The organism is Sphingobium algorifonticola (assembly GCF_004005485.1).
In the GTDB taxonomy this organism is placed as follows: domain Bacteria; phylum Pseudomonadota; class Alphaproteobacteria; order Sphingomonadales; family Sphingomonadaceae; genus Sphingobium; species Sphingobium algorifonticola.
This window is the reverse complement of sequence record NZ_RZUL01000004.1, coordinates 121,824-136,268: the sequence shown is the minus strand read 5'-3', so window position 1 is coordinate 136,268 and position 14,445 is coordinate 121,824. Positions and strand designations below refer to the sequence as shown.

At 65.3% G+C, this 14,445-nt stretch carries 13 protein-coding genes; all 13 read right to left on the bottom strand.

All coding sequences use genetic code 11. From position 1 onward, the window contains the following. Positions 1-6: 6 nt before the first annotated feature. From puhE to bchF, 13 genes are read right to left on the bottom strand one after another with little or no spacing between them, the layout of a single operon-like run. A complete protein-coding gene (gene puhE, locus ENE74_RS12825) occupies positions 7-798 on the bottom strand; it encodes a putative photosynthetic complex assembly protein PuhE (RefSeq protein WP_127691319.1) in 792 nt (263 codons plus the stop codon). After that, positions 795-1,856: a magnesium-protoporphyrin IX monomethyl ester (oxidative) cyclase gene (gene acsF, locus ENE74_RS12820; protein WP_127691318.1), complete on the bottom strand. Its 1,062-nt coding sequence runs from the start codon at positions 1,854-1,856 to the stop codon at positions 795-797. The genes puhE and acsF overlap by 4 nt, the downstream gene beginning before the upstream one ends. Continuing rightward, entirely contained in the window at positions 1,853-2,149 is a 297-nt protein-coding gene (locus ENE74_RS12815) for a hypothetical protein (protein ID WP_127691317.1), read from the bottom strand. Before ENE74_RS12815 ends, acsF begins: the two co-directional genes overlap by 4 nt. Next, positions 2,146-2,631 (bottom strand): photosynthetic complex assembly protein PuhC, encoded by a 486-nt coding sequence (gene puhC, locus ENE74_RS12810; protein WP_127691316.1) that lies wholly within the window; start codon positions 2,629-2,631, stop codon positions 2,146-2,148. Before puhC ends, ENE74_RS12815 begins: the two co-directional genes overlap by 4 nt. Beyond that, positions 2,628-3,275 (bottom strand): photosynthetic complex putative assembly protein PuhB, encoded by a 648-nt coding sequence (gene puhB, locus ENE74_RS12805; RefSeq protein WP_127691444.1) that lies wholly within the window; start codon positions 3,273-3,275, stop codon positions 2,628-2,630. Before puhB ends, puhC begins: the two co-directional genes overlap by 4 nt. A gap of 2 nt (positions 3,276-3,277) precedes the next feature. Further along, entirely contained in the window at positions 3,278-4,054 is a 777-nt protein-coding gene (puhA, locus tag ENE74_RS12800; RefSeq protein WP_127691315.1) for a photosynthetic reaction center subunit H, read from the bottom strand. Between the two features lie 24 nt (positions 4,055-4,078). Further along, positions 4,079-5,506 (bottom strand): BCD family MFS transporter, encoded by a 1,428-nt coding sequence (locus ENE74_RS12795; protein WP_127691314.1) that lies wholly within the window; start codon positions 5,504-5,506, stop codon positions 4,079-4,081. Then, a complete protein-coding gene (gene bchM, locus ENE74_RS12790) occupies positions 5,503-6,189 on the bottom strand; it encodes a magnesium protoporphyrin IX methyltransferase (protein ID WP_127691443.1) in 687 nt (228 codons plus the stop codon). Before bchM ends, ENE74_RS12795 begins: the two co-directional genes overlap by 4 nt. Next, positions 6,189-7,097 carry a ferredoxin:protochlorophyllide reductase (ATP-dependent) iron-sulfur ATP-binding protein gene (bchL, locus tag ENE74_RS12785; protein WP_127691313.1) on the bottom strand — a complete coding sequence of 303 codons (909 nt, stop codon included), beginning with the start codon at positions 7,095-7,097 and terminating at the stop codon, positions 6,189-6,191. Before bchL ends, bchM begins: the two co-directional genes overlap by 1 nt. Positions 7,098-7,108: 11 nt before the next feature. Then, a complete protein-coding gene (locus tag ENE74_RS12780) occupies positions 7,109-10,813 on the bottom strand; it encodes a magnesium chelatase subunit H (protein ID WP_206517710.1) in 3,705 nt (1,234 codons plus the stop codon). After that, complete coding sequence (bchB, locus tag ENE74_RS12775) at positions 10,803-12,410, bottom strand: ferredoxin:protochlorophyllide reductase (ATP-dependent) subunit B (protein ID WP_127691311.1); 1,608 nt, start codon at positions 12,408-12,410, stop codon at positions 10,803-10,805. The genes ENE74_RS12780 and bchB overlap by 11 nt, the downstream gene beginning before the upstream one ends. Before the next feature lie 4 nt (positions 12,411-12,414). Continuing rightward, positions 12,415-13,725: a ferredoxin:protochlorophyllide reductase (ATP-dependent) subunit N gene (locus ENE74_RS12770; protein WP_127691310.1), complete on the bottom strand. Its 1,311-nt coding sequence runs from the start codon at positions 13,723-13,725 to the stop codon at positions 12,415-12,417. Then, entirely contained in the window at positions 13,722-14,249 is a 528-nt protein-coding gene (bchF, locus tag ENE74_RS12765) for a 2-vinyl bacteriochlorophyllide hydratase (protein WP_127691309.1), read from the bottom strand. Before bchF ends, ENE74_RS12770 begins: the two co-directional genes overlap by 4 nt. Positions 14,250-14,445: the final 196 nt, after the last annotated feature.

The following is a 14,445-nucleotide window of genomic DNA, read 5'->3' as shown; positions in this document are numbered from 1 at the left end:
GGATAGTCAGTCACTTATGGCGGCCTTCGCCGCGCCTTTTGCCTTCGCCGAAGATGACGATGCCCAAGTCCACAGTTTCGCGTCACGCAGGGGCAACACGAGGAAAAGATGTTCGATGATGCCCAGCACCGCAAGGCCAAAGAGCAAGGTGGCCGTGACGGCGCTCTCACTGGCTGGGGTCGCCGCCTCGGCCGCGACCCACGCCCACCAGGCGATCGCCGCGGTGGCGATCAGCGAAAAGGGGAACAGGGCGTTCATGGATGCCTTGCGGAAATAGCTTTTGAGATAGGCCAGATGCTCCGGGAACACTTCGTCCGACAGATTGGGGACGCCCAGGAACAGGTTGAACTTGGCGCTCAGCCGCAGCAGGAACAGCAGCAGGAAGGTGAGCGGGGCCGACTGATTGGGTTGCCCCCAGGTCAGCACGAACAGGCCCAGCGCCGTCAGCGCAAGCGCGATTTCATGGTGCATCACGGTGGCGGCGGCAAAACGGAACCGCGCCCATCCGGCGGCCTCGGGCGGGCAGGGGATGCGCCGCGATCCCGCGACGAAGCCCATCAGGAACCCCATTTCATGCCAGCCCCATATGAGAATGGCGGCGGCAAAGCCGACATAAGCACCCGATGCGGCCGGTTCGTCCGCCGTCCACCACACCGCGCCCACGGCGATCAATGCGACGACCCCCGCCCAGAAAAAGCTGCGGGCGAAGGTGGCGCGCGGGCGACTGTCCAGCCAGACGACGGCCGCCGTGCCTATGAACCACATCACCAGTGCGAAGAAGAGCGGTGCAACGCTCACCAGACGGGCGCCAGGCGGATATCGGCAGGTGCCTGATTGGGAACGACCGGCGTCAGATAGAGATTGACGAAGGTGGCGAACACCTGCGCGGTGCGGCCCAGCCGCTTGATCCCGCCGATGATCCCGCCCTGCGCCTTGGCATCGTCGATCCGGGCGGCGAGGAAACGCATCCGCTCCAGCCCCCGCCGGAAACGCGGCCCGTCACTGTCGAGCGTGATCGGGAACACCTGTTTGGTGATTTCGGATGTCAGCGCGAACACCTTGTGGTCATATTCGGTCGGATCGACGCCCAGCCCCTTGTGGAAGGCGGGGCGATTGTGATCGCGCACATACATGGTGGCATAGACTGCGACGAGGAAGAAGCGGATCCACAGCCTGTTGACGCCCGTCAGCAGCTTGGGATCGGTCCGCATCAATATGGCGAACGCCTCGCCATGGCGGAACTCGTCGTTGCACCATTGCTCGAACCAGTTGAAGATCGGATGGAAGCGCAGCTCCGGGTGGCGGGCCAGATGGCGGTAGATAGTGATGTACCGCGCATAGCCGATCTTCTCCGACAGATAGGTCGCGTAGAAAATGAACTTCGGCCGGAAATAGGTATATTTCTTAGCCTTGGTAAGGAAACCCAGGTCGACGCCGATCCCGGCATCCTTCAGCGTATCGTTGATGAAGCCGGCATGGCGGCTTTCGTCGCGGCTCATCAGGCGGAAAAGCTGCTTGATGTCCGGGTTCTTCGCGCGGCGGGCGATTTCCGCATAGAGAATGCAGCCGGAAAACTCCGACGTCATCGAGCTGACGAGAAAATCGATGAACTCCTCGCGCAGGCCATCCGGCAGTCTTTCGATCACGCCGTCGAACGCTTCCGTCCGCTTGAAGTGCAGCTTGTTGGGGTCGGCCGCCATTTCGGCGATCAGCTGGTCCCATTGCGCGCGGACGGGGGACACGTCGATGCGGTCCATCGCGTCGAAATCGGTGGTGTAGAAGCGCGGGGCGAGGATCGTGTCCTGCCGGGCGATTTCCATCGCATCCGTCGTGTCGATCGGCGTGACGGCGTTCATGATAGCCTCCGTTCGGTGAAGCTGACTTCGTAGAGTTCGGACATTTCGAAATGCCCGGCAAACTTCGTCCACAGGCGCTCGGCGGTGCCGGCGCGCTCGACGGTGGCCGTCCGGTCGAATATCCGCCGCTCGCCAAAGCCGACGACGATCGGCGCGCCATGCACCAGCACCCTGTCGCCCGGATTCATCGCGAGGCCGTCGGGCAATTCGACATGCGCGTGGAAATGCACGTCGCTGTGCTCCACTTCGATGCGGCAGGGCGTTTCGAACCGGGTGCGGCGGAACAAGCTCATTGCGGTGCGCCTCCGGCCTTCAGCAAGGCGAGGAAAGCGGCGCGATTGTCGGTGCCGAAAGCTGTCATTTCCGTGGTGCGACCGGTCGCGCTGTCGGTCAGCGACAACTGGCCGTCTTTCCACAAGGTCAGCGTGAAGGGCGGTTGCGATCCGATGCCGCGCATCATCCGGTCGCGCGCCAGGCCGCGCATGACCGCACGGATAAAGCCCGTCTTTTCGCCGGGCTGGATGACATGCACGGTGGCATTGCTGGTCGTATCGACAATCACCACTGCCCCGTCCGACCGATCGTCGAAGCGCAGGCTGCGGGTTTCGACCGGGGCGATCCGGGCCTCGGCGCGCAAGGCGGCGGGCGAGGCGACCGGAGGAATGTCGAGCAGACGCACCGCCGCGGTGGCCGCCAGCGCGAAGATCACCAGCCCACCGGCCAGCATCAGCGATCCACGCGGCAGCATATTGTCGTGGCTGTGGGCGCTACTCATGCTGCGGCAACCTCTCCATAGGCGGGTGCGGTCTGCGCGGGTGCCGCAACCGGGGCGATGTGTCCGGCGGGATTGGCGGCCAGGCAGGTGCGGGCGATCAGCGTCGCGATATCGGCCGCGTTCGGCACGGCGCGCAGCATCGGCTGCGGCGTGGCGATCTTCCACGGCCGGGCATGCGGCCACAGCGCCGCATAGCCCAGCCGCTGCGCGCCCGTGATGGCAAGCGGAAGGTCACCCGATCCGTCGGCGCGCGTGGCGATGTCGATGCTGCCGACCTGCGAAAGCGGCAGGTTGATACATTTGGGCAGGGCAATGCCGATGCGCAGGACGATGCGGCGATTGGTCAGCGTGTAGAGCGTGCTGCGCGCCGTGCCCCAGGCCAGCAGATGCAGCAGGCCGACGCCGATGATCCCGACACCTGCCGTTGCCGCCACGCCGACCAGACAGCCGGTCACGCCGCCATCGGCGCGCAGGCCATCGGCCAGCGCCACCACGGTCAGCACCGCGAAATAGCCTGCGACCAGACGGGTGTGAAAGGCGGTGCGCGCCAGGACTTTCCAGTCGGGTGCGCCCTGCCACAGGATGCGCTCGCCCGGCGGCAGGTGCGCGGGCAATCCGGGCACCGGTTCATTCTCATGTTCCATGCTCACAGGAAAGGCTCCTGCCGTTCGCGCGTCGCATAGAGATAGCCGCCACCGAAATAGGCGACGATCCGCTCTTCTTCATACAGGGTGATGGTATCCTTCGCGGCGATCGCGGGCGCACCGGCGAACTGGCTGGCGAGCAGCGCATCGACGATGACGACGCCGCGCCGCTTGTTCACCACCGCCATCGTCATCGGCGCCAGAACATGCTGCCCGGCCACGCCATTGATTGCGATTTCAAGATAGCGGACCAGGCGGTCGGCCTTGTCGATCCAAAGGTTGGTGACGGTCCCGGCCACAGCATCGTCGGCGCCCAGCACCGGCATGCCGCGCGGATCGGGATCACCCTTGGCGATGAAGAAGCCTTCGGCCGTGTCCATCGGCACGATGCGCGCATGGCCTTCATAATCGATGTCGGGTCGCTTTGCGCGCTCCGCCCAGGCGGCCGGGCCGATGCCGTCGACCAGGGGATTGCCGGTCGGCGCGATCGGCGCGCCGCCGAAGCGATCGGTGCGATAGGCCTTGATGTCGAAGGGGTCGCGCTTGGCGTTGGGAACCGAAACGGTGCCATGGCCGAAGGGCAGTTTGAACGTCTTCGGGCTGGCGGTGGACAGCGGCCCGCCGGGCGTGTCGATGCGACCCGACATTTCATCTTCCAGCGGATAGCCTTCACGCCGGTCCTCGCGTCGCAGATAGAAGACGAGCCCCAGGAAAAAGAGGAAAAATGCGTAAAGCGTAAGCGACGCTACATCTATTCCTTGGGTGATTTGCGGGTTCATGACCAGTTTCCCTTCCTTGGGCCGTCAGATTGGAAATTCGCTGAGGCCGAAGCGTTTTTGTGCTTCGGTCTGCGGTGTGAGCGGGCGGGCGACGAGCGGGCGCAGCACGATGACCGTCCCCAACAACAGAAGTATTTCGGCGACATAGACGAAGGCATAGCCCGTCGCCGGTGCGGCAAGCGCATCCCCGAACGATTGCGCCACGGCCGCGCTGGAAATCACGTCGCGCGCGATGGCGCCGATGGCGATGGCGAGACCGGCGCAGGTCGCCTGCACCGCGCCCCATGCCCCCAGCGCCAGGCCGTTGCGGCCTTCGTCGGATACCGCCATGGCGGCCGTCAATGTTCCGACCGAGAACATGCCGTTGCCAAAACCGATCAGCAGCCCGCCGATCGCCAGCACTGCGCCCGACTGCATCGGGGCCGCCAGGATGATGAGGAGGAAGGCGGCAACGCCGAAACGCGCGCCGATGCTGGCCAAGCGATGGGGATCGCGCCGTGCCGACAGCTTTTGCGCGGCAAGCGCAAAACCGCCGAGCATGCCCATGGCCCACAGACCGGTCAAAGATGTCGTCGCGCCGACCGAAAGGCCAAGGATCTGCCCGCCATAAGGTTCGAGCAGCACGTCCTGCATGCTGAACGCTGCGGCTCCCAGCCCGACGGCACAGAGCAGCCGCTTCGTGCGCGGCTGGGTAATGAACAGATGCCATACTTCGCCGAAGCTCGGGCGATTGTCCTGCTCCGCCGTGGCGGCGCGGCTGCGCGCTTCCTGCTTCCACAGCGCGACCATGTTGAGAACGACGGTCAGCAATGCCGCGCCCTGGATGATCTGCACCAGCCGGGTCGGCGTGAAATCATTGAGGAGCTGGCCGATCACAAGCGCGCTCAGCATCACGCCGATCAGCAGCATGACATAGAGCAGCGCGACGACGCGCGGGCGCGTGTCTGCGGACGCGATATCGGTGGCCAGCGCCAGCCCCGCGGTTTGCGTGGTGTGCATGCCCGCACCGACCATCAGGAACGCCAGCGCCGCCCCGGCATGACCGAACACGGCGGGACCATGGCCTTCGCCGGTCATCACCAGCAGCGCGAAAGGCAGGATGGCGAAGCCGCCGAACTGGAGCAGACTGCCGAACCAGATATAGGGCACTCGCTTCCAGCCCAGTTTGGAACTGTGATGATCGGACTTGAAGCCGATCAGGGCGCGCAGCGGCGCGAACACCAGTGGCAGCGACACCATGAGCGCCACCAGCGAGGCAGACATGCCCAGCTCCACGATCATCACCCGATTGAGCGTGCCTGTCAGCAGCACCGCGGCCATGCCGACCGACACCTGGAACAGCGACAGCCGCAACAGGCGACCGAGCGGCAATTCCGCGCTGGCAGCGTCGGCGAACGGCAGGAACCGGTTGCCGATGCGAATCCAGAAGGCTTGGGTGCGGCTGAGCGTCACGACGTCAGCACCTCCATGGCGTGGCTGGTGTAGAAGCCGCCCTGCACCTTGCGGTCGCGGCCCATGCGCGCGGTCGGCATGGCATTGACGATCAGGGTGCGCAGCAGGCTGTGCTTTACCGGCAGAATGGCAGGCGACCGGTCGCTGCGCGGGAAAAGCCGTCCTGCGGTCAGCATCGCCATCAGCAGCGGCGTCTGCGGCGCAAAGGTAAAGAGCATCGACCCGCTGGTGCGTTCCGACAGGCCCTTGAGCACATCGACGATGTCGAAGGCGGGATAGTGGATCAGCGAGTCCATCGCGACGACATGGTCGAAACGGCCGAGCGCCGGGTCGTGCATATCCCCTACGCGCCAGTCGATCGACAAACCCCTGGGTGCGCGGCGGCGCGCGATATCGACCAGACTGCCCGCCACGTCGATCGCCACCACATCCGCGCCGCGCTGCGCCGCTTCCACCGCCAGCGCGCCCGTGCCGCACCCGGCATCGAGCAGGCGCAGACCCCGCATGTCGGCCGGCAGCCAGGACAGCAGTGTGTCGCGCATGCTGTTGCGCCCGGCGCGCACCGTGGCGCGAATACCGCTGACCGGCGCGTCGGACGTAAGCTGTTCCCACGTCTTGCTCGCGGTCCGGTCGAAATAGGTTTCGAGACGGCTGCGGTAGGAGGCATAGGTGCCGGTCGCCATCATTCGAACCCCAGAAACTCGAATATGTCGCGATCCTTCATCGGCTTCGCATCGAGCGGCTCGCACCCGGCCCAAAGCTGCGCGGCGAGGCGCTTATATTCGAGGCAGGCGGCATCGACTTCGGGCGTCGAGTCCATTTCGAACAATGTGCACTTTTTCAGGCGGCTGCGGCGGATCGCATCGAGATCGGGGAAATGGGCAAGGCGCTTGAGGCCCGTCGCTTCGTTGAAGCGATCGATCTCGTCGGTTGCGGCGGAGCGGTTGGCGATCACGCCCGCCATGCGGACATCGTAGTTCTTTGACTTCGCCGCGATCGCCGCGACGATGCGGTTCATCGCGAAAATGCTGTCGAAATCATTGGCGGCCACCACGACGGCACGCTCGGCATGTTGGAGCGGCGCGGCAAAGCCGCCGCACACCACATCGCCCAGCACGTCGAACAGCACGACGTCGGTTTCCTCGAGCAGATGATGCTGCTTCAGCAGCTTCACCGTCTGGCCGACGACATAACCGCCACAGCCGGTGCCCGCAGGCGGGCCACCCGCCTCCACGCACATCACGCCGTTATAGCCTTCGAACATATAATCTTCCGGCCGCAGTTCCTCGGCATGGAAGTTCACCGTTTCCAGCACGTCGATCACCGTCGGCATCAGCTTCTTGGTCAGCGTGAAAGTGCTGTCATGCTTGGGATCGCAACCGATCTGGAGCACCCGCTTGCCCAGCAGGGAGAAAGCGGCGGAGAGGTTGGACGACGTCGTCGATTTGCCGATCCCGCCCTTGCCATAGACGGCGAACACCTTGGCGGTACCGATCCGGTCGTTGGGGTCCATCTGCACCTGCACGCTGCCGTCGCCATCAAGGCCGAGGCGGTCGGGAAGGCGTCTTGTGGGGGGATCGAGCAGGGCCATATCGTTTTCCTTCATGCCGCCGCTTGCGCGAGGTGATGTTGCGATCCGGCCTGGGGGATGATCCCCTCCAGCCGGTCTTCCAGTTCGTCGCTGGCGGCGTGCAGCGCGGCCAGCGTGGCTTCGTCGGGCGACCAGAAGTTCCGGTCCGATGCTTCGATCAGGCGGTTGGCGACGCGCGCCGACGCCTTGGGATTGAGCGCGGCGATCCGCTCGCGCATGGCGGCGTCGAGCACATAGGTTTCGCTGATCCGCTGATAGACCCAGGGGTCGACTTCGCCGGTGGTCGCCGACCAGCCGAGCGTTGTCGTCAGATGCCCCTCGATCTGCCGGACGCCTTCATAGCCGTGGCGCAGCAGCCCTTCGGTCCAGACCGGGTTGAGCATGCGGGTGCGGGTTTCCAGCGCGACCTGTTCCTGCAGACTGCGCACCTTGCCCGAACCCTGCGTCTGGTCGCCGATGTAGACCGGTGCATTGACGCCACCCTTGGCGCGGGTCACGGCGCGGCTGATGCCGCCCAAGGCATCGACATATTGATCGATGGCGGTGATGCCCAGTTCGACCGATTCAAGGTTCTGATAAGCGCAATCGACGGTTTTGAGCGCGGACGAGAGGATCGCCGCCTGGCGCACCGGCGCGCCCGACACGCCATAGGCATAGCCCTTCTGCCGCTCGAAGCTATCGGCCAGTTCGTCGGGATCGGACCATACGCCGGTGTCGATCATCAGGTTGACGTTCGCGCCATAGGCCCCTTCGGCATTGGAGAACACGCGCAGCGCCGCCGTAGCGATGTCGCAGCCATGCTCGCCCTGATGCGCCAGCGTATGCTTGCGGATGAAGTTCATCTCCACCGGCTCGTCAGCTTGCGAAGCCAGCAGCGCCGCCTGCGCCAGCATCCGCGTCTGGAGCGGCATGAGATCGCGGAACACGCCCGAGAGAGTCGCGATCACGTCGATGCGCGGGCGGCCGAGTTCTGCGAGCGGGATCAGCTCTGCGCCAGCCAGGCGGCTGTAACCGTCGAAGCGCGGGCGTGCGCCCATTAGCGCCATCGCCTGCGCCACCTGCGCGCCTTCGCTCTTCAGATTGTCCGTGCCCCACAGGACCATGGCGACGGTTTCAGGCAGATGGCCCGCATCGGCGATGCTGCGATCGAGCAGCCGCTGCGCCTGCGCCGCGCCGTCATGCATGGCATAGGCAGAGGGGATGCGGAAGGGATCGAAGCCGTGAATGTTGCGGCCGGTCGGCAGTATGTCCGGCGTGCGCAATATGTCGCCGCCGGAAACGGGCCGGATGTAGCGGCCGTCCAGCGCCTTCACGATCCCGTCCAGCTCGCCGTTGCGCGAGAGCGCGACATTGAGTGCGGCCAGTTCCGTGAGCAGGGGCGTGTCGGCGGCGATCAGCCCGTCAACCAGCGCCGTCGCCGTCGCGGTGTCGATTGGCGTTTCGCGCGCGCTGGCAGTGGCGAGCAGCATGTCGATGCGCTCTTCGCGGCTGGCGGCGGCACCTGCGACATGCAGCCCCTGCGGGATCAGTTCGCGCTCGATTTCATACAGCCGGGCGGCGAGCGCGGCGATGTCGCTGCCGTCCAGGTCCATTGCTTCGGCCTGATCGGCGATGATCTCCGCCAGCGTTGCGATGTCCTCGCCGTCGGGATCGGCGGCGCGCCAGCGATCGACCGTGGCTTTCAGGTCGGCGAGGCCCTTGTATACGCCGGATTGCGTGAGCGCGGGGGTCAGATAGCTGATGAGCGTCGCGCCCGACCGGCGCTTGGCCAATACGCCTTCGGAAGGATTGTTGGCGGCATAAAGGTAGATGTTGGGCAGATCGGCGATCATCCGGTCGGGCCAGCATAGCGCGGTCATGCCGGTCTGCTTGCCGGGCATGAACTCAAGGCTGCCGTGCGTGCCGAAATGCAGCACCGCATGCGCGCGAAAGTCCTCGCGCAGCCAGCGGTAGAAGGCGGCGAAGGCATGGGTCGGGGCGTAGCGGCCCTGGAACATCAGGCGCATCGGATCGCCTTCGATGCCCAGCGCGGGCTGGATGCCGACGAACACATTGCCAAAGCGCGCGCCCAGGATATGGACGCTGCTGCTGTCCGCCTGGATGCGGCCGGGGGCGGGGCCCCACTGGCTTTCGATTTCGGCGAGATAGGGTTCGCTGGCGACGATATGGTCGGCGGACACGCGCGCATGGACGTTGGTGTCGCTGCCGTAACGGGCGGCGTTGCCGACCAGCACCGCATCGCGCAAGGCATCGACGCTTGCGGGAACATCGACGGCATAGCCTTCGTCGGACAGGCGGCGCAGCGTCGCGTGCAGCGACTCGAACACAGAGAGAAATTGTGCGGTCCCGGCCGCCCCGGCATTGGGCGGAAAGTTGAAGAGGACGATGGCGACTCGCCGTTCGGCCTGATCGGCGTGGCGCATCTCAATCATCTTGAGCACGCGGGCGGCCAGCATGTCGGCGCGTTCGCTGCACGGCTGCATCGCGCGGACGCCGTTGCCCGCCGGGAATGTGCAGCCCCGCGCGCAGCCGGTGCAGGGGGCCTCCGACCCGTCGGACCGGCCGCCGAACACCATCGGCACCGCGCCGCCGTCCAGCTCGGGAATGGCAATCATCAGCGTCGATTCGAGCGGCAACAGCCCCTGACGGTTCGCGCCCCAGCCTTGCAGCGTCTGGAACTCCACCGGATGCGCGGCGATATAGGGCCGGTCGAGGCGGGCGAGGATTTCCTCGGCCGCGGCAGCGTCGTTATAGGCGGGGCCGCCGACCAGGCTGAACCCGGTCAGGTTGATGACCGCGTCGACGGTGGCGCGCCCGTCGCGCATGAACAATGTCTCGATCGCGGGGCGCCCGTCGAGGCCGCCGGTGAAGGCGGGAATGACGTTGAGGCCGCGCGCTTCCAGCGCCGCAATCACCCCTTCATAATGGCCGGTGTCCTTGGCGAGAATATAAGAGCGCAGCATCAGCAGGCCGACCGAGCCGGTGGCGTTGCGCCGCACCGGCAGGTCGCTCACCAGCTTGCCGATCCGTCCCTTGATGGACGGGTGGAACACGCCGACTTCGGGATAGTCGCGCGGGGCGATCGCCTTCACCGTGCCGCGCAGCGCGCGGCGCGGGCCGTCGGCATAGCGGGTGATGAGCGCGCGGATCAGGTCGACCATATTGTCGTCGCTGCCCGCCAGCCAATATTGCAGGGTGAGAAAATAGGCGCGGACATCCTGCGCCGTGCCGGGAATGAACCGCAGCATCTTGGGCAGGCGGCGCAGCATCGCCATCTGTCCCTTGCCGGAACTTGCGCCGGGCTTGCCGGTGCCGCGCAGCTTCTTGATCATGGCCAGCACGCCGGTGGCGGGCTTGTCCATGCTGTAATCGCCCATGCGCGTCAGCTTCACGATTTCCGTGCCGGACATCATGCCGATCATCGCGTCGCAGTGCGCGCGGCGCGCCAGCAGATCGGGCAGCACCGCCTGAATATGATCCTCGATGAACAGCATCGTCGCCAGGATGATATCGCCCTGCGCAATGTCGGCGCGGGCGGCGGCCAGCGTTTCGGGCTTTTCCTCCCAGTCGGCCGCAGCGTGGAATCCGATGCTGATGTTCAGGCCCGCTTGCGCAAACTGGCGTTCCGCGCGGCGCACCGCGCCCGACAGGTGATTGTCCAGCGTGACGATGACGACACGCACCGGGGCGCCGGAAGGGAGCGTTTCAGCGCGCATAATGGGCCTTCGCATCGTACAGCGTTTCCAGCGTGATAGCGGAAAGGCCCTGCTCGGCGGCGAAACGCTCCGTATTGCGGCGCGCCTTCCCCCGAACGAAGAAGGGTATTTTCATCAGTTCTTTTTCGGCCTCGGCCGACCAGCCTTCGGGTTCAGCGATGGTTTCTACCGATCCGTTCGTGTCGAGCGAAGTCGAGACACCTTGCGCAGTATTTGCGGCCTGTCCCTCGACGTCGCTCGGCACGAACGGGGAGGGGGCAGTCGGCGCCGCATGGCCATGGCCCAGATGGCTGGCCCCGGCGCTGTCGCTGAACTCGAAATCGTCGCGGAACATGGTCAGCAGATGCTCTTCCAGCCCCATGACCAGCGGATGCACCCAGCTGTCGAACAGCACGTTCGCGCCTTCAAAACCCATTTGCGGGCTGTAGCGCGCGGGAAAATCCTGCACATGCACGGGCGCGGAGATGACGGCGCAGGGGATGCGCAGCCGCTTGGCGATATGACGCTCCATCTGCGTGCCCAGCACCAGCTCGGGCTGCAGGGCGGCAATTGCGTCCTCGACTTCCAGATAATCGTCGGTGATGAGCGGCTCGACGCCATAAAGTTTCGCCGCATCGCGCAGGTCGCGGGCGAACTCGCGGTTGTAGCAGCCCAGGCCCACGACTTCGAAGCCCAGCTCGTCGCGGGCGACGCGCGCGGCGGCAATGGCATGCGTCGCGTCGCCGAAGATGAACACACGCTTGGATGTCAGATAGGTCGAATCGACCGAGCGGCTCCACCAGGGCATATGCGACGTATCGAGCGCCAGTGCCGGGTCGACGCCTGCAACGGCTGCGACTTCGGCGATGAAGTCGCGCGTCGCGCCATGGCCGATCGGCACCGTGCGCACGGTCTTTTGCCCGAACGTCTTTTCCAGCCAGCGTACCGCCGTATCGCCGATTTCGGGATAGAGCAGGACGTTGAAATCCGCCGCGCCGATCTGCGCGATGTCGGCGGGGGATGCCCCCAGCGGCGCGGTCAGATGCACGTCGATGCCCATGCTGTCGAGCAGCCGGGTAATTTCGATGATGTCGTCGCGATGGCGGAAGCCGAGGGCCGTCGGCCCGATCAGATTGGCGCGCGGGCGGCGGCCCTCGCGCGCCGCCGGGCGCACGTCCTTGTCCGCCAGCTTCCGCACGATCTGATAGAAGGTTTCCGCCGCGCCCCAGTTTTCCTTGCGCTGATAGCTCGGCAATTCGAGCGGGATCACCGGGATCGGCAGGCGCATCGCCTCGGACAATCCGGCAGGATCGTCCTGGATCAGCTCGGCGGTGCAGGATGCGCCGACGATCATCGCCTGTGGTTGATAGCGGTCATAGGCGTCGCGCGCGGCGGACTGGAACAGGTGCGCGGTATCCTTGCCCAGATCGCGCGCCTGAAATGTCGTGTAGGTGACGGGCGGGCGATGGCCGCGCCGCTCGATCATCGTGAACAGCAAATCGGCATAGGTGTCGCCCTGCGGAGCGTGCAGCACATAATGCAGGCCCTTCATCGCGGTGGCGATCCGCATCGCCCCGACATGCGGCGGGCCTTCATATGTCCAGACGGTCAGTTGCATCGCGTCAGACCCTCAACATGTCGCGGCGGCGCAGCGGCCGGGCGAACAATTCGGCCAGGTCGCCTGCCTGATCGAAGCCATGGATGGGCGAGAACACCAGCTCGATTGCCCATTTGGTGGTCAGCCCTTCGGCCTCCAGCGGATTGGCGAGGCCCAGGCCGCATACCGTCAGGTCCGGCTGTGCCAGGCGTACGCGGTCGAGCTGGCGATCGACGTCCTGCCCTTCGCTGATGACCGTGTCTGCCGGCAGCAGCGCCAGTTCCTGCGCCATATGGCGGCGGTGCAGATAGGGCGTGCCGACCTCGATCGGTGCCATGCCCAGTTCCTGATGCAGGAAACGGGCGAGCGGGATTTCGAGCTGCGAGTCGGGCAGGAAGAAGATGCGCTTGCCAGCCAGGCGTTCGCGGCAATGGTCGATGGCCCGCTTGGCGCGTTCCCGGCCCGGCGCGATCACGCTGCGGAAATGCATTTCGTCGATGCCGAACGCCTGCGCGGCGGCATGCAGCCAATGCGTCGTGCCTTCCGCGCCGAAGGGAAACAGCGCGTCGAGCCGCTGCGCGCCGCGATCTTCCAGCGATCGGGCGGTTTCGCCCAGAAAAGGCTGCGCTAGCAGGAAGCGGGTATTCGGCCCTACCGGCGGAAGGTCGGCGGCGCGGCGGGCGGGCAGGCAATGCACCGGGCCGATGCCGAGCTGCGCAAAAAGACGCAGGAACTGGTCCTCCACCACATCGGGCAGCGCGCCGACGATCATCAGCGCCGGGGCGGCACCGGCCGGTTCGGCGGGCAGCACGGGGACAAGCGAGGCCAGGCAGGCGTCCTCGCCTTCGGTAAAGGTCGTCTCGATCCCGCTGCCCGAATAATTGAGGACGCGGACATTCGGGCTGTGCTTGCCCGAAAGGCGTTGCGCCGCGCGCGACAGGTCGAGCTTGATGACTTCCGAAGGGCAAGACCCGACGAGGAACAGCAGCTTGATGTCCGGCCGCCGGGTCAGCAGGCGATCGACCACCCGGTCGAGTTCCTCGTTGCAATCGGCCATCCCCGCAAGGTCACGTTCCTCGATGATCGCGGTGCCGAAGCGCGGCTCGGCGAACACCATCACGCCTGCCGCCGATTGCAGCAGATGCGCGCAGGTGCGCGATCCGACCACCAGGAAAAAGGCGTCCTGCACCTTGCGATGCAGCCAGATGATGCCGGTCAGGCCACAGAAAACTTCACGCTGTCCGCGCTCGCGCAGGACGTCGGAGTCGTTTCTTTCGCGCAGCACGGGCGCACAATCGCCGCCCGCAGGCGCGGTGAGAGGCAGGGCCGGGGTCATGCGGCCACCGCCGTCATGCGAGCATCGTCTGATGCGGTTTGCAGCCGGGCGGCCCGCAGCTTCAGCAGGAACTGCGTGGCGTTGACGGCATAAGCGGCGTAGGCGGCAAGCGCGATCAGCATCCGGTCACGCTCGGTCCACCAGCCTCCGACGAGCGCGGCGACATAAAGCGCATGCAGCGCCAGCACCACCATGCTGAACAGATCTTCCCACCAGAAGGGTTCGGCGAACAGCCATTTGCCGAACACGACCTTTTCCCAGATCGATCCGGTAATCATGATCGCATAGAGCGCGATCGTCTTGACGATGATGGAGATGGTCGCGGCCATCGCGCCTTCGCCCGTCGCGAAATAGCGCAGCACCAGGCCAAGGCTGACAAGGAAGATGAGGAACTGCAGCGGCGCCAATATGCCCTGCACCAGGGTCCATACCGACTCGTCGCGCCGCCGCCGCTGTTCGGGTGTGTAGAGTGGCGGATTTCTCCGCTTTTCTCCCCTTCCCGTGCCTGCGTCTTGCGACCGCATCTTTTCGCGCCTCCGCTACCTTATATTTGGGAGACTAGGTCAGGCGGGCACAAAGTGTCAATTAAATTAGACATCAAGAATAATTTACACATGTTGCACTGCGGCATCGTTCTTTGTTGTCAAGGACGCTTAACAGGCATAGCATTCGAGTCGGCCGGGGGGTCACGCGGACATCCCGGTTTGCAGTCGATCAGGC

Bases quoted from the DNA above. Each gene is read 5' to 3' on its own strand.
- ENE74_RS12770 (WP_127691310.1), bottom strand. From the start codon at position 13,725: ATGACCCCGGCCCTGCCTCTCACCGCGCCTGCGGGCGGCGATTGTGCG.
- puhC (WP_127691316.1), bottom strand. From the start codon at position 2,631: ATGAGTAGCGCCCACAGCCACGACAATATGCTGCCGCGTGGATCGCTG.
- acsF (WP_127691318.1), bottom strand. From the start codon at position 1,856: ATGAACGCCGTCACGCCGATCGACACGACGGATGCGATGGAAATCGCC.
- bchB (WP_127691311.1), bottom strand. From the start codon at position 12,410: ATGCAACTGACCGTCTGGACATATGAAGGCCCGCCGCATGTCGGGGCG.
- puhB (WP_127691444.1), bottom strand. From the start codon at position 3,275: ATGGAACATGAGAATGAACCGGTGCCCGGATTGCCCGCGCACCTGCCG.
- bchF (WP_127691309.1), bottom strand. From the start codon at position 14,249: ATGCGGTCGCAAGACGCAGGCACGGGAAGGGGAGAAAAGCGGAGAAAT.
- bchM (WP_127691443.1), bottom strand. From the start codon at position 6,189: ATGGCGACCGGCACCTATGCCTCCTACCGCAGCCGTCTCGAAACCTAT.
- ENE74_RS12780 (WP_206517710.1), bottom strand. From the start codon at position 10,813: ATGCGCGCTGAAACGCTCCCTTCCGGCGCCCCGGTGCGTGTCGTCATC.
- puhA (WP_127691315.1), bottom strand. From the start codon at position 4,054: ATGAACCCGCAAATCACCCAAGGAATAGATGTAGCGTCGCTTACGCTT.
- bchL (WP_127691313.1), bottom strand. From the start codon at position 7,097: ATGGCCCTGCTCGATCCCCCCACAAGACGCCTTCCCGACCGCCTCGGC.
- ENE74_RS12815 (WP_127691317.1), bottom strand. From the start codon at position 2,149: ATGAGCTTGTTCCGCCGCACCCGGTTCGAAACGCCCTGCCGCATCGAA.